Source organism: Rhodanobacter umsongensis (assembly GCF_042654965.1).
GTDB lineage: Bacteria > Pseudomonadota > Gammaproteobacteria > Xanthomonadales > Rhodanobacteraceae > Rhodanobacter > Rhodanobacter umsongensis.
Genome location: NZ_JBHSMK010000004.1, coordinates 153,963 through 167,644, shown reverse-complemented (window position 1 = coordinate 167,644; position 13,682 = coordinate 153,963). Strand labels below are relative to the sequence as shown.

Here is a 13,682-nt window from a genome sequence, read left to right as displayed (position 1 = left end):
ATGCCGCCGGAAACCATTCGTGCGCCTGCGGATGCCTCGCCGCGCAACGGACACACCCATGGCCGCCGTTTCGGCAGCTGGCAGGAGCACCACGGCTGGAGCGCCGCGGCGAGCTTCCGCAGGCTTGCTTCGCGACCGCTCGGCAGCCTGCTGACCATTGCGGTGATGGGCCTCGCGCTGGCCCTGCCGCTGGCCTTCTTCCTGCTGCTGGGCAACGTGCAGAAACTGGGCGACGCGCTGGGCCAGAGCGAGGCGATCAGCGTGTTTCTGCAGCCGGGCCAGACCGCGCAGCAGGCGCAGATGATCGCCGGCCAGCTCGCCGACCGCCCCGAAGTGGCCGCGGTCACGGTGAAGACGCCGCAGCAGGGTATGGACGAGCTGGCCCGGATGCAGGGCTTCTCCGGCGCTCTTGAAGCGCTGGACAACAACCCCTTGCCGTACGTGTTGCAGTTGCAGCCTCGTGCGGAGGCGAGTGCCTCGGCGCTTGAACTGCTGGTCGCCGACGTGCGCGCGATGCGCGCCGTCGACCTGGTGCAGGATGCCGGCAGCTGGCGCCAGCGGCTGGATGCGCTGCTCGCGGTCGGCAACCGCGCCGTGCTGGTGCTTGCTTCGCTGCTGGCACTGGCAGCCCTGCTGGTGGTCGGCAACACGGTGCGGGTCGACATCGCCAGCCGCAGCGAGGAAATCGGTGTGCTGCTGCTGATCGGCGCCAGCGGCGCATTCGTGCGGCGGCCCTATCTGTATGCCGGCCTCTGGTACGGTCTTTTCAGCGGCATGCTGGCGGCGCTGCTGGCGGTCGCGATCGAATTGGCCCTGGCCGAGCCGATGGCCCGCCTCAGCCATGCCTATGATGGCAAACTGCAAGTCGGCGGTTTGCCGCTGTGGCTGTTGCTGACGGTGCCGTTGGCGGCTGCCGCACTCGGCTGGCTGGGTGCGCGGCTGGTCAGCGCATGGCAACTGCGCAAGGCGGTGTAGCGACTTTTCGACGGAGTGACGTGAACCGCAGCAGCTGAAGGCGCGGTCGGTGCACTATCTCGGTGAAGCGGATGCAGGGGGTGCGTCCGCGGGTTGATGGGCAGGGATCGCCGCGGATCGGTGGGTGAGCTAAGGAATGAGTACAAATATCAGCAGCCGCCTGCTGACCGAGGCGCCGCGCGTGCTGGTGGTCGACGGTTCGCGCGTGGTGCGGCAGTTGATCACCCGCGTGCTGCAGGCCGAGTTGCCCGGCGTCGAGGTGGTCGGTTGCGGCACGGGCGCCGACGCGCAACGGATGCTCGGCGAAGGCGTGTTCGATTTCATCACCATCGCGCTGCGCCTGCCCGACATGGACGGGCTGGAGCTGGCGCGCTTCGTGCGCGAATCGGCGCCGCAGATCTACGTGCCGATCGTGGTGGTGTCCGGCGATGTCGAAGATCGCCTGCATCGGCGCTCGCTGGGCGAACATGTCACCGATTATTTCGACAAGGCGCTGGGCTTCCAGGCGCTGGCCGAGTTCATTCGCGGCTACGTGAGCGTGCAGACGACCGCCCAGGGTACCGTCTTGTACGTCGAGGACAGCCGCGTGGTGGCATTGGCGACCCGGCGCATGCTGGAGAAGATCGGCCTCACCGTGCGTCATGTGGTCAGCGTGGAGGATGCACTGGCGATGCTGGAAACCGACCGGGCGCTGGGTTGGGTCGGCGCCGACGTGGTGCTGACCGACGTCAGCCTGAAGGGCGAGCTGACCGGCGGCGATCTGCTCAAGCACATCCGTGGCGAATTCGGATATGGCAAGGGCCGGCTGCCGGTGCTGGTGATGACCGGCGACGAAAATCCGGCCAACCAGGCCGCGCTGATCAGGGCCGGCGCCAACGACCTGGTCGAGAAGCCGGTCGAGGAGAAACTGCTGGTGACCAAGCTGCTGTTCCAGTTGCGCGTGGCGCGTCATCTGCGTGAGCACGCGGCCGAGGCATGAACGACGCGACACGGATCAGGCTGGAGCCATCGTGGATGGCTCGCATCGGTGACTACCTGCAGCGCCCCGACATGCAGGCGCTGTCGGCGTTTCTGCGCGCGGAGAAACAAGCCGGCAAACGGATCTATCCGCCTGGCCCGGAAATTTTCGCGGCATTCGAGCACACGCCGTTCGATGCCGTCCGCGTGGTGATTCTGGGCCAGGATCCGTACCACGGACCCGGCCAGGCCCACGGCCTGTGCTTCTCGGTACGCCCCGGCGTGCGGGTGCCGCCGTCGCTGGAGAACATCTTCAAGGAAATCCAGCGCGACCTCGGTATCCCGCGTCCCGACCATGGTTGCCTCACAGCGTGGGCCGATCGCGGCGTGCTGTTGCTCAACAGCGTGCTGACGGTGGAGGAAGGCCGTGCCGGTTCGCACCAGGGCAAGGGCTGGGAAGGCTTCACCGACGCCGCGATCGACGCGCTCAACCGCGAGCGCGAGGGTCTGGTGTTCCTGTTGTGGGGTTCGTACGCGCAACGCAAGGGACAGCTGATCGATACCAGCCGCCACTGCGTGCTGACTTCAGTGCATCCGTCGCCGCTGTCGGCCCACCGCGGCTTCATCGGCTGCGGGCATTTCTCCGCGGCCAACCGCTATCTGGAGTCGCATGGTCAGGCGCCCATCGACTGGTCGCTACCGCCCGCGGCCACGCTGCCGGCAATTTTTCGCGGGGCCCGCGCGTAGCGCGGGTCATCGGCATGCGAGCGTCGCGGTCAGGTGCGCCTTGGCCTGCGCGACGGCATCAGCCAGTGCGGCTCCGCGAGCGAGCCATGCCGCGATGGCGGCCGACAGGATGCAACCGGTTCCATGCAGTCTGCCGGTTTCCACCCAGCGCGCCGCAAAGCGTTGCGTGCCGGCGGGCGTTACCAGCAAGTCGACCGCTTCGGCCAACGGTGCGTGACCGCCTTTCATCAGCACGGCGCGCGGCCCCAGGGCCAGCAGGGCACGACCCTGTGCGGCCATCTGCGCTTCGTCCGTCGCACATGGCACCCCAAGCAGCACCGCTGCCTCCGCCAGATTGGGCGTGAGGCAGTCGACCAGCGGCAGCAGGTGCGAGCGCATCGAAGCGACGGCGTCTTCGCTGAGGAGCAGCGCGCCCGACGTGGCGGTCATCACCGGATCGAGCACCACGTGCGGTGGCCGGCGTCGGTTCAGGCCGTCGGCGACGGCGAGCACGGTGGCGGTCGCCGCGAGCATGCCCAGTTTGACGGCCCGGATATCGAGTTCGTCGAACACCGCGTCCAGCTGCGCCGCCACCATGTCCGCGGACATGATCTGTATCGCCCTCACCCCGGCACTGTTCTGCGCGGTGACTGCGGTCAGCACGGTGGCGCCGTCGGCACCCAGCGCGGAGAACGTCTTCAGGTCAGCCTGGATGCCTGCACCGCCGCAGGAGTCGGAGCCGGCAATGGAGAGCACCGTCGGCATCGGGGGCGCGCGCGGCGGCACGCTCATGGTGTCCCGTCCGCCAGGGCGACGAGGGCAAGGCGGGTAAAGCCGCGGTCGCGCAGATGGCGGCCGGCACGCCAGGCCCGCAGGCCGCTGTGGCAGCACAGCACGATGCGGCCGGCGGAGGGTGGATGATCGTCCATCAAGGTGTCGATGATGTCGACTTCAAGCCGCACCGCATGATCGAAGGGCGACACCGGAGCCTCGTCCGGGCTCCTCAGGTCGACCACCACGTCGTCGGCCGTCACCTCGCGCGGCGAGATGTAGCGCAGCAGGGGACCGTCCGGTTCGGCTGCGTCGTGGAAAGCGAAGCCGCCGAAGCTGAGTCGCGCGGCATCGAAGGTTACCAGCCGGCCAAGCGGCGCGGGCATGATGGCAAGGATCAGCTGCAGCACGAACTGCGCCTGCAGGCTGCCGATGACGCCTACCACGCTGCCAAGCACACCGGCGCTGCTGCAAGTCGCCGCGCGTGCAGGCATGTCGGGAAACACCGCCCGATAGCTCGGTGCGCCCGCGCAGAACGCACCGACATAGCCGCTCAGGCCGAGCGCCGAAGCGCTGACCAGGGGGCGTGCCAGTGCCTGGCAGGCATCGTTCAGCACATAGGTGGTGGCCAGGCTGTCGGCCGCGTCGACCACGATGTCGGCATCGGCGACCAGGCGCGCGGCATTGTCCGGCGTTGCGCGTCCGGCGAGTGTTTCCACCGTGATCGTGGGGTTCAGCTGCAACAGGGCCGCGCGCGCCGCGGCGACCTTGGGCGACCCGACATCGTCCATGCTGTACAAGGGCTGGCGATGCAGGTTGCTCGCCTCGACGACGTCGTGATCGACGATGACGAGGCGCCCGACGCCGGCCGCGGCAAGGTATTGCAGCACCGGACAGCCGAGCCCGCCCGAGCCGACGACCAGCACGCTGGCTGCGGCCAGCCTGGCCTGACCGTCCGCGCCGACATGCGCCAGCGCGACCTGGCGAGCGTAACGATCACTCATGCGGGAGCCCTCGTGGAGGTGTCCGTGTCGAGGTAATCCACGAAGCGGCACGGACCAGCGGGGTGGGGTGGCCGGTCACGTCGCTCACCACCGCCACGCAATCCGCGCCCGCGGCGAGGCAGCCGGCGGCCCGCTCCAGCGTGATGCCGCCGATCGTCACCAGCGGCAGGCGGCCGATCCGCCGTTTCCATTCACCGATGCGATCCAGTCCCTGCGGCGCCCAGGGCATTGCCTTCAGGCTCGTGGGGTAGATCGGTCCCAGCGCGACATAGTCGGGTGACACGCCGAGCGCATGGTCGAGCTCGGCGTCGTCGTGCGTACTGATACCAAGCTTCACATGCCGCGCGCGGATCGCCCTCAGGTCGGCGCCGGCCAGGTCCTCCTGGCCGAGGTGGATGAAACCGGCGCCTTCATCGAGCGCGATGCGCCAGTGATCGTTGATGACCAGCTGCACGCGCCGGGGCCGGCAGATGGCGAGCGCGGCGCGTACCTCGCGGCGCACCTCGTCGGGAGTGCGTCGCTTGATCCGCAGCTGCACCAGTTTCACCCCGACCGGAACCAGCCGCCGGACCCAGTCGGCGCTGTCGACGATGGGATAGAACGGGGCTAGCCGGCTCATTCGAGCCACGCCTTGCCGAGCAGCGGCGTCGACGGCGTGGCGATGTCGCGAGGCTCCATCGGCTGCGCGAGAAACGCGGCCCGCCCGGCCTCGACCGCTCTGGCAAACGCGCCGGCCATCACCACCGGGTCGCCGGCCATCGCCACGGCGGTGTTCAGCAGGACGCCGTCGTAGCCCAGTTCCATCGCGGCGGCGGCGTGGGATGGCCGGCCTATGCCCGCGTCGACGATCAGCGGCACTTCCGGGAAGTGGGCGCGCAGCGCGCGAAGGCCGAAGGTATTGTTGAGGCCCATGCCGGTACCGATCGGCGCGCCCCACGGCATCAACACCTGGCAACCCGCTTCGAGCAGCCGTTCGGCGACGACCAGATCGTCGGTGGTGTACGGGAAAACCTCGAACCCGTCGGCGCACAGCACGCCGGCCGCCTCGACCAGGCCGAACACGTCAGGCTGCAGCGTGTCGACCTCGCCGATCACTTCGAGCTTGATCCATGAGGTCTGGAAGATGTCCCGCGCCATCTGCGCGGTGGTCACCGCCTCCTTCACCGAATGGCAGCCGGCGGTATTGGGCAGCACCCGGACGCCGAGTCCGCGGATGATCGACCAGAAATCCTGGCCGCCGCGTTGCGCGGCGGATTCGCGCCTTAGCGACACGGTGACGATGTCGGTGCCGGCCGCCCGCACGGCGTCGCCGAGGATCGCCGGGGACGGGTATCGCGCGGTGCCCAGCCACAGTCGCGAGGCGACTTCGGTGCCGTAGAGGTTCATCGCTCAGCCGCCTTGCATCGGGGCAAGGATCTCGAGGAGGTCGCCGTTCGCCAGCACGGTCGAGGCGCGGCCGGCGGCGGCGACGAAGCGTCCGTTGAGAGCGGTAGCGACGACCGTGTCGCCGTAGTCGAGCTCGTCCAGCGCCTGCGCCAGTGTGGCCGCGCGAAGCTTCTGCTCGACGCCATTCACGTTGATCTGCATGAAGACTCTCCGGAGGGTGTGCCGAGAATGGCCTGCGCGGCCTGATGCGCCATGGCCGGTGCCAGCAGGAAACCATGGCGGTAAAGGCCGTTGACATGCCAGGTGTGGCCGCGTCGCACCAGCCGCGGCAGATTGTCGGCGAAGGCCGGGCGGATGCCGACGCCCATCTCGACGATCTCCGCCTCGCCGAATGCCGGGTGCAGCGCGTACGCGCCGTTGAGCAGCTCCATCGCCGAGCGCGCCGTGACCGGGCCGGCATGGGCGCTTTCGATCATCGTGCCGCCGATCATGAACAGGCCATCGGCACGCGGTATCACGTACAGCGGCATGCGTGGATGCAACAGTCGCACCGGACGCGAAAGCGTGACGCCGCTGCTGCGGACCAGCAGCATCTCGCCGCGAACGCCGCGCAGATCATCCAGCGCGTCGCGTGCAGCGAAACCGCGGCAGTCCAGCACTTGCCCCGCATCGGGCGAAACGGACGTGACGTCCACGCCGAAGTGGATGGCGACGCCCATGTCGCCAAGCGTGGCGGCCATCGCTGCCATGGCCCGGCGCGGGTCCAGGTGCGCCTCGCCGGCGAAGAACAGCGCATCGCGGAAGCGCCCGGAAAGGTCGGGTTCCAGTTCGGCGATGCGCTCGGCACCGATCCGTTCGAAGCGCTCGGTGCGTCGGCCGAAGTGGCTGAGTTCGGCATGGTCCCGCGCCGGCGCCACCACCAGAGTGCCGTTGCCGACGGTTTCGCTGAAATGCCTTGGCCACCAGTCGAGTGCCATCTGCCCGAGCCGGCCCACTTGACGTTCCGCGCTTTCCTGCTCGCACCAGGGTGCCAGCATGCCGCCGGCAAACCAGCTGCACGCCTGCGCGCCCAGTTGCGCGCCACGTTCGATGATCTCGACGCGGGCGCCCCGCGCGGCCAATTCGAGCGCCGCCACGAGACCGGTCACGCCGGCTCCGATCACGGTGACACGCATGGACTTACTCCGCCGACGGCACGTAGAGATGGGCGCCTTGCTCCACGAACTCGCGCGACTTGGTCGCCATGCCCGCGCGTGCCGCCGCTTCCATCGCCAGGACGTCCCTGCGCAGGTCCTGGGTGATCTGCATCGAGCAGAACTTGGGACCGCACATGGAGCAGAAGTGCGCCACCTTGTGCGCGTCCTTCGGCAAGGTGGCGTCGTGGTAGGCACGCGCGGTGTCCGGGTCGAGCGAAAGGTTGAACTGGTCTTCCCACCGGAACTCGAAACGTGCCCGCGACAAGGCGTCGTCGCGCACCTGCGCGGCCGGGTGGCCCTTGGCCAGGTCGGCCGCGTGGGCTGCGATCTTGTAGGTGATGACGCCGGTCTTGACGTCGTCGCGGTCGGGCAGGCCCAGGTGCTCCTTCGGCGTGACGTAGCAGAGCATGGCGGTGCCGAACCAGCCGATCATCGCCGCGCCGATGCCGGAGGTGATGTGGTCATAGCCCGGCGCAATGTCGGTGGTCAACGGACCCAGCGTGTAGAACGGCGCCTCGGCGCAGCATGCCAGCTGCTTGTCCATGTTGAGCTTGATCTTGTGCATCGGGACGTGGCCGGGCCCTTCGATCATCACCTGGCAGCCCCTGGCCCAGGCGATCTTGGTCAGCTCGCCCAGGGTTTCAAGTTCCGCGAACTGGGCCTCGTCGTTGGCGTCGGCGATCGAGCCGGGACGCAGGCCGTCGCCCAGCGAGAACGCGACGTCGTAGCGGCGCATGATGTCGCAGATCTCGTCGAAGCGTTCGTAGAGAAAACTCTCCTTGTGGTGGGCAAGGCACCAGCGCGCCATGATCGATCCACCACGCGACACGATGCCGGTCACCCGTTTGGCGGTGAGCGGAACGTGGTGCAGGCGGACTCCGGCATGGATCGTGAAATAGTCCACGCCCTGCTCGGCCTGCTCGATCAAGGTGTCCTTGAACACCTCCCAGGTGAGTTTGACCGGGTCGCCACCCACCTTCTCCAGCGCCTGGTAGATGGGTACGGTGCCGATCGGCACCGGCGAGTTGCGGATGATCCAGGACCGGATGTTGTGGATGTTGCGCCCGGTGGACAGGTCCATGATCGTGTCGGCGCCCCAGCGGATCGCCCAGACCAGCTTCTCCACCTCTTCGGCCACGCCGGAGGAGATCGCCGAGTTGCCGATGTTGGCATTGACCTTGACCAGAAAGTTGCGGCCGATCGCCATCGGCTCGAGTTCGCCGTGGTTGATGTTGGCGGGGATGATCGCCCGTCCTAGCGCGATCTCCTGACGCACGAACTCGGGGGTCACGAACGCGGGAATGGCGGCGCCGAAGGCCTCTCCATCGGCGATCTGCGTGCCCGCGCCTTTCCACGCCTCGGCCCGCGCCAGATTCTCGCGGTGGGCGACGTAGATCATTTCCTCGGTGATGATCCCGGCGCGCGCAAACTCCAGCTGGGTGACCGGCGCGCCTGGCTGGCCCATGCGCAAGGTCCGCTGAGCCGGGCACGGGGCGACCAGACGATCCGGGCCGGCGCCGCCGTTGTCCTCGGGGCGTACCGTGCGGCCCTCGATGGCCTGGAAACCCCGTGGCTCGATCCACGGTTCACGCACCAGCGGCAGGCCGGCCGCAAGATCGATGCGGATATCGCTGTCGGTATAGGGGCCTGACGGGTCGTAGACCCGGATGGTCGGCGTCTGCGAATCGGTGAGGGCGATCTCGCGAAACGGTACTCGAATCGAAGGATGCGATGGCGGTTCGACGTAGACCTTTTTCGATCCGCCGATCGGCCCGGTCGTGACCGTGGCGGGCGCGGAGCCGGGCAAGGATGCAGGGATATTCATGGATCTCCTCCTGGGACAAAAACAGGAGATCCGGGATTGACGATGTAAGGGCGGACGGACGCCTCGAAGGAGTCGACCGTCGCAATTCCCGTTCCTCCGCCGGCATGACCCGGATCAGGTTCAAGGGTCAGCTCGCGCTATCTCAGCCCCTTGCGGGGCACCCCTCGGAATGTCCGGGCAGGATGGGGTCCACGAATGGGGCCTGTCAAGGTTGCGCCAAGGCCGCTGCAGCGCCGTTGGGCGCAAAGCCATGGACATTGATGCCGGATATGTGTACTATCTGGTTCATTAAAGCTCGGAACCATTCCGGGCTTTAGCACTCAAACCACCGAGTGCTAAACTTTGACGTCATTCAGGAGGTTCCACCCATGTCTCAAGCCTTGGTGACCGCCAACTTTCCGCTGCCGAGCGTAGTGGGCAGTCTGGATGCCTATATTTCTGCGGTCCACCGCATTCCCGTGCTGAGCTCGGAAGAAGAGCAGGCGCTGTCGCGTGACTACCTCGAAGAAGCGAACCTCGCCGCTGCGAAGAAGCTGGTGATGTCGCATCTGCGTTTCGTGGTGCATGTGGCGCGTGGTTACAGCGGTTACGGCCTGCAGCTGGCCGATCTGATCCAGGAAGGCAACATCGGCCTGATGAAGGCGGTCAAGCGTTTCGACCCCGATCAGGGCGTTCGCCTGGTGAGCTTTGCGGTGCACTGGATCCGCGCCGAGATGCACGAGTTCATCCTGAAGAACTGGCGCATCGTGAAGGTCGCCACCACCAAGGCGCAGCGCAAGCTGTTCTTCAACCTGCGCAAGAGCAAGAAGCGCCTGGGCTGGATGAACGCGGCCGAGGTGAGCACGGTGGCGAAGGATCTGGGCGTGCCCGAGGCGACCGTGCGCGAGATGGAGTCGCGCCTGTCCGGCCGGGACATCGGCTTCGAGGCACCGGCCGATGCCGATGACGATGCCAAGCCGGCACCGGCGGCGTTCCTGATCGACGATGGCGCCGATCCGTACGAGAACGTGTCCGACGAGGACTACGCCGACAATCAGATGCAGACGCTGACCGATGCGCTGAGCCATTTGGACAAGCGTTCGCGCGACATCATCCAGCGCCGCTGGCTGGACGACGACAACAAGGCCACGCTGCAGGATCTGGCCGATGAGTACGGCGTTTCCGCCGAACGCATCCGTCAGGTGGAAGCGAACGCGATGAAGAAGATGCGCGGCCTGTTCGCCACCGCTTGAGCGGCGTGTTCAACCCGGTGAACCGCAACGGCCCCGTCAGGGGCCGTTTGCATGTGGATGGCCGGATTCGGGGGCGGTCTTCCTTTTCCGTCATTCCCGCGGGTGAAAAACCGCGCAGGCGACGCGTCCAGCGTCTTCAGCCCCGGTGCGAAACGCTCCCAGGCATCGTGTCCGAAATACGCATGCGTGGCGCCGGTGGCCACCACCAGAAGATCGTAGTCCAGCGAACCGTGTGCACATTGCACCCGATGCGCCGCCATGTCGATGCCGGTCACTTCATCCAGCAACACGGTGAGGTTGCGCTGACCACGCAGCCTGTGCCGCAGCAATGCGGCAATCGAGGGTGCTTCTAGGCTCGCGGTGGCCACCTGATGAAGCAGCGGCTGGAACAGATGATGATCGCGCCGATCCACCAGGGTGACCTGCGCGCTCGCGCCGGCGAGTCGCCGCGCCGCCGCCATGCCGCCAAAGCCGCCGCCCAGGATCACCCACCCGCGGGGTGGAGGCGGCACCGGCGAGATCAGGGCTCACGGGCGACGTGGAAGAGCGCGCGGGCAGCGCACGGCCCATCGGGGTCAGCGCCTGACGCTGGCCGGCTGGCGCAAGGCCATGCCCTTGAGCACGTTCAGCGCCTGCGACAGCGCATAGTCACTGGTGGCCAACTTGCCGTCCGCGGCGCTGCCATCGTCATTGATGTCGCCGCCGGCCCTGGCGTGCTCGTTGGCCAGATGGTTCGGCAGGTCCGCCTCGGAGCTGATCAGCACCGGCGCGCTGTCGGCCTTGTTCACGGTGAGGTCGGCCAGCGCGATGTCGGGCTTGATCCCCTCCGCCTGGATCGAGGTGCCGTTCGGCGTGTAGTAGCGCGCGGTGGTGATCTTCACCGCATGGTCGGCATCCAGCGGCAAGACGGTCTGCACCACGCCCTTGCCGAACGTGCGCTGGCCCATGATCAGTGCGCGGTGGTTGTCCTTCAGCGCGCCGGAAACGATCTCGGCCGCCGAAGCGGTACCGTTGTTGGTCAGCACGATCATCGGCGCACCGTCGAGCTGGTCGCCGGGGTGCGCGTTGAAACTCATGTTGGCATCCTGCAACCGGCCGCGGGTGGTGACGATGATGCCCGAGTCGAGAAAATCGTCGCTGACGCCCACCGCCGCGGTGAGCAGGCCACCAGGGTTGTTGCGCAGATCCAGCACCGCACCCTTTTGCGGGCCGCTGTTCTTGACCAGAGCGGCGAGTTTGCGATCAAGGTCGCCGGCGGTGTCGTCCTGGAACTGGCTGATCCGCAGATAGGCGTAGCCCGGCTCCAGCTCGCGCACCTTGACGCTGCTGATCGAGATGTTCTCGCGCACCAGCTGCAGGTCGATCAGCTTGTCGCTGTTCTGGTGAGCTATGGTCAGCGCGATCTTGCTGCCGGGCTTGCCGCGCAGCTGCTTGAACATGTCGTTCACGTTCTGCGGGTCGATCAGGGTGCCGTTGATCTTGACGATGCTGTCGCCCGGCTTGATGCCGGCGCGCGCGGCCGGGGTGTCGTCGATCGGCGAGACGATGCGCAGGCCGCCGTCGACCTGCAGCACCTCGATGCCGAGGCCGCTGTATTCGCCGGTGGTGTCCTCGCTGAGCTGGGCCAGGCCTTCCTTGTCCAGATACTCGCTGTGCGGATCCAGGCCGCTGAGCATGCCGGTGATCGCCGCCTTCATCAGGGTCTTGTTGTCGACCTTCTGCACATAGGCCTGGCGCACCACTTCGTAGACGCGGCTGAAATTCCGGATGTCGTCCAGGCTTACCGGCTCGTCCGTGGAGCTGGCGCTGGCCGGCGCGCCGGCGCGGCTGTCGGTGGCCGGCAGATCGACCGGCGGCGCAGCCGTGCTGGAGCCCGACGCCGGCGCGCGCTGCGCCCTGGCGGCTGGCGTCGCCAGCAGCAGCGGCACCGCCAGCAGCAGGGAAATCAGGCCGATGGACGGGCCATGGAGGGAAACACGCATGCGGAACTCCGTACGGCGAAAGCGTCGCGCGACATCGCGACACCAATAATGGACCTTCGGTTGGGACAGCGGAATGGCGTCGTAATTCCAGATGTGGGTCCACCTGGCAGGAATCCAGCCTGCGGTGAGGCGAAGGTCACGTCAATGGCGCTGGCTCAGCCAGCTGCGCGGATCGACCGGCTGGCCACCCTTGCGCAGCTCGAAATACACGCCGGTATTCACCCCGGTGGGCGCACTGGCGGTGCCGATCGCCTGGCCTGCATCGACCTGATCACCCACGCCGTGCAAAAGCGATTCATTGTTGCCGTACATGCTCATCCAGCCGCTGCCGTGGTTGACGATGATCAGCATCCCGTAGCCACGCAGGAAGCCGGCGTAGATCACCCGGCCGCGCGCCACCGCGTGCACTTCGCTGCCGCCGCTGGCCTTGATCAGCACCCCGCTGCCATAGCTGTTGACCACGCCCCTGGCCGGCCACGGCAGATTGCCGCGGATATTGGCAGTGGCCGAGCCCACCTCGAGCGCCGGCGGTGGTCTGTGGCCGGGGCGCCGGGCGGCGGCCGCACGGTTCGCGGCGGCGCGGGTCGCCGCTTCGCGCGCGGCCTCGTCGATCACCTTCTGCAACTTGTCGACCAGGTTGTTGAGCGACTGTGCGTTCTGTTTCAGCGCCGCCAGTCGTTGCGCCTGGTCCTTGTACTGCGCGTCGGTTTCGGCAGCGAGCTTCTGCTGTGCGGCGCGCTGCTGCGCGAGCGCCCGCGCCTGTTGCTCACGTTGCGTCTGGATGGCCCGCAGCGCCTGCTGCTCGGCCGTGATCGAGGCCTCCAGTTCCTGCAGCTTCGCCAGGTCCGCCATCAACTGCTGCACCCGCTTCACACGGTCCTGCTGGAAATAGTTCGAATACACCAGCGCGCGCGCGATGCGCGCCACGTCCTCATCGCCCAGCAGCAGGCGCAGGTCGGAGCCGCGACCCAGCGCATAGGTGGCGCGCAGCAGGTCGGCGATCGCTGCGCGCTGGCTGTCCAGGGTCTGCTTGAGCGTGCGGCGCTGGATCTGCAACTGCTCCAGTTGCTGCTGCTTGGCGGCCAGTTCGACTTCGGTCTGGCGAACCGCCCGGGCCGCGCCGGCCAGCGCGTTCGCCTGCCGGGCCAGCACCGCGTTGACGCTGTCGCGGCGTGCGGCGGTATCGGCCTGCTGTTTCGCCAGCGCTTCCATCTTCCCCCGAAGGTCGGCCAACTTCTGTCTGGCTTCGGCCTGCTCGTTCCTGCTCGCGACGTCCTGGCGCGCCTGCGCCGAAGCGATGGCCAGGCAACCCAGCATTGCGGTGAGGATCAGGCAGCGGAGGGTGCGGACGGCGACGCGGATGGGTCTGGGCATGCGGGGATTATCGCCCAGCGCACCGGCCGGCGCGATACGGCGGGGCGGCATCCGCGCGCCGACCGGAAGGAAGGCCGGTTCCGTCGCTGGTTGGCCTTGACGTCCGTCGCTGGTCCACGACGCGGCGTTGATGGTGCCGAGGCATCTATTCCATTGATCTAATATGGACGTTTAGAAGTCCATACAAATACGGTTGCGAACAGGATAGTTTCTGACAATTCTCCTGTAAATCAAGCATATGGCGTGCCACATTC

Annotated in this window: 13 protein-coding genes, 1 pseudogene and 1 riboswitch; of the genes and pseudogenes, 4 read left to right on the top strand and 10 right to left on the bottom strand. The window is 67.3% G+C overall.

Annotation, left to right across the window (positions count from 1 at the left end; genetic code table 11):
- The 3 genes from ftsX to ung all read left to right on the top strand — a co-directional run bounded on the left by ftsX (position 1) and on the right by ung (position 2,679).
- Entirely contained in the window at positions 1 to 975 is a 975-nt protein-coding gene (gene ftsX / locus ACFPME_RS08125; protein ID WP_377303985.1) for a permease-like cell division protein FtsX, read from the top strand.
- Between the two features lie 136 nt (positions 976 to 1,111).
- Positions 1,112 to 1,954, top strand: a complete 843-nt coding sequence (locus ACFPME_RS08120; RefSeq protein ID WP_377303983.1) for a response regulator — start codon at positions 1,112 to 1,114, stop codon at positions 1,952 to 1,954.
- Positions 1,951 to 2,679 carry a uracil-DNA glycosylase gene (gene ung / locus ACFPME_RS08115; RefSeq protein WP_377303980.1) on the top strand — a complete coding sequence of 243 codons (729 nt, stop codon included), beginning with the start codon at positions 1,951 to 1,953 and terminating at the stop codon, positions 2,677 to 2,679. Before ACFPME_RS08120 ends, ung begins: the two co-directional genes overlap by 4 nt.
- A gap of 6 nt (positions 2,680 to 2,685) precedes the next feature.
- Here the strand turns inward: ung and thiD are convergent, their stop codons facing one another.
- The 7 genes from thiD to thiC are packed head-to-tail and all read right to left on the bottom strand — an operon-like array spanning position 2,686 to position 8,840.
- Positions 2,686 to 3,450: a bifunctional hydroxymethylpyrimidine kinase/phosphomethylpyrimidine kinase gene (gene thiD, locus ACFPME_RS08110; RefSeq protein ID WP_377303978.1), complete on the bottom strand. Its 765-nt coding sequence runs from the start codon at positions 3,448 to 3,450 to the stop codon at positions 2,686 to 2,688.
- Positions 3,447 to 4,433 carry a ThiF family adenylyltransferase gene (locus ACFPME_RS08105; RefSeq protein ID WP_377303976.1) on the bottom strand — a complete coding sequence of 329 codons (987 nt, stop codon included), beginning with the start codon at positions 4,431 to 4,433 and terminating at the stop codon, positions 3,447 to 3,449. Before ACFPME_RS08105 ends, thiD begins: the two co-directional genes overlap by 4 nt.
- Entirely contained in the window at positions 4,426 to 5,052 is a 627-nt protein-coding gene (locus ACFPME_RS08100) for a thiamine phosphate synthase (protein WP_377303974.1), read from the bottom strand. Before ACFPME_RS08100 ends, ACFPME_RS08105 begins: the two co-directional genes overlap by 8 nt.
- Positions 5,049 to 5,819 carry a thiazole synthase gene (locus tag ACFPME_RS08095; protein WP_377303972.1) on the bottom strand — a complete coding sequence of 257 codons (771 nt, stop codon included), beginning with the start codon at positions 5,817 to 5,819 and terminating at the stop codon, positions 5,049 to 5,051. The genes ACFPME_RS08100 and ACFPME_RS08095 overlap by 4 nt, the downstream gene beginning before the upstream one ends.
- A 3-nt stretch (positions 5,820 to 5,822) precedes the next feature.
- On the bottom strand, positions 5,823 to 6,020 hold the full coding sequence (gene thiS / locus ACFPME_RS08090) for a sulfur carrier protein ThiS (protein WP_377303970.1): 198 nt from the start codon (positions 6,018 to 6,020) through the stop codon (positions 5,823 to 5,825).
- Entirely contained in the window at positions 6,005 to 6,994 is a 990-nt protein-coding gene (gene thiO, locus ACFPME_RS08085) for a glycine oxidase ThiO (protein ID WP_377303968.1), read from the bottom strand. Before thiO ends, thiS begins: the two co-directional genes overlap by 16 nt.
- Before the next feature lie 4 nt (positions 6,995 to 6,998).
- On the bottom strand, positions 6,999 to 8,840 hold the full coding sequence (thiC, locus tag ACFPME_RS08080; protein WP_377303966.1) for a phosphomethylpyrimidine synthase ThiC: 1,842 nt from the start codon (positions 8,838 to 8,840) through the stop codon (positions 6,999 to 7,001).
- A gap of 74 nt (positions 8,841 to 8,914) precedes the next feature.
- Positions 8,915 to 9,015: riboswitch (TPP riboswitch) on the bottom strand.
- 193 nt (positions 9,016 to 9,208) lie between these two features.
- Between thiC and rpoH the strand changes: the two genes are divergently transcribed.
- Positions 9,209 to 10,072 (top strand): RNA polymerase sigma factor RpoH, encoded by an 864-nt coding sequence (gene rpoH / locus ACFPME_RS08075; protein WP_377303964.1) that lies wholly within the window; start codon positions 9,209 to 9,211, stop codon positions 10,070 to 10,072.
- Between the two features lie 125 nt (positions 10,073 to 10,197).
- Here rpoH and ACFPME_RS08070 read toward each other — a convergent pair.
- From ACFPME_RS08070 to ACFPME_RS08060, 3 genes and pseudogenes are all read right to left on the bottom strand, one after another.
- Positions 10,198 to 10,584 (bottom strand): annotated as a pseudogene (locus ACFPME_RS08070) (FAD-dependent oxidoreductase); the annotation flags it as partial.
- Positions 10,585 to 10,647: 63 nt separating this feature from the next.
- The gene (locus tag ACFPME_RS08065) at positions 10,648 to 12,054 is read right to left on the bottom strand and encodes a S41 family peptidase (protein ID WP_377303962.1); all 1,407 of its coding nucleotides are present in this window, start codon (positions 12,052 to 12,054) and stop codon (positions 10,648 to 10,650) included.
- 141 nt (positions 12,055 to 12,195) lie between these two features.
- Positions 12,196 to 13,428: a murein hydrolase activator EnvC family protein gene (locus ACFPME_RS08060; protein WP_377303960.1), complete on the bottom strand. Its 1,233-nt coding sequence runs from the start codon at positions 13,426 to 13,428 to the stop codon at positions 12,196 to 12,198.
- Between the last annotated feature and the right edge of the window lie 254 nt (positions 13,429 to 13,682).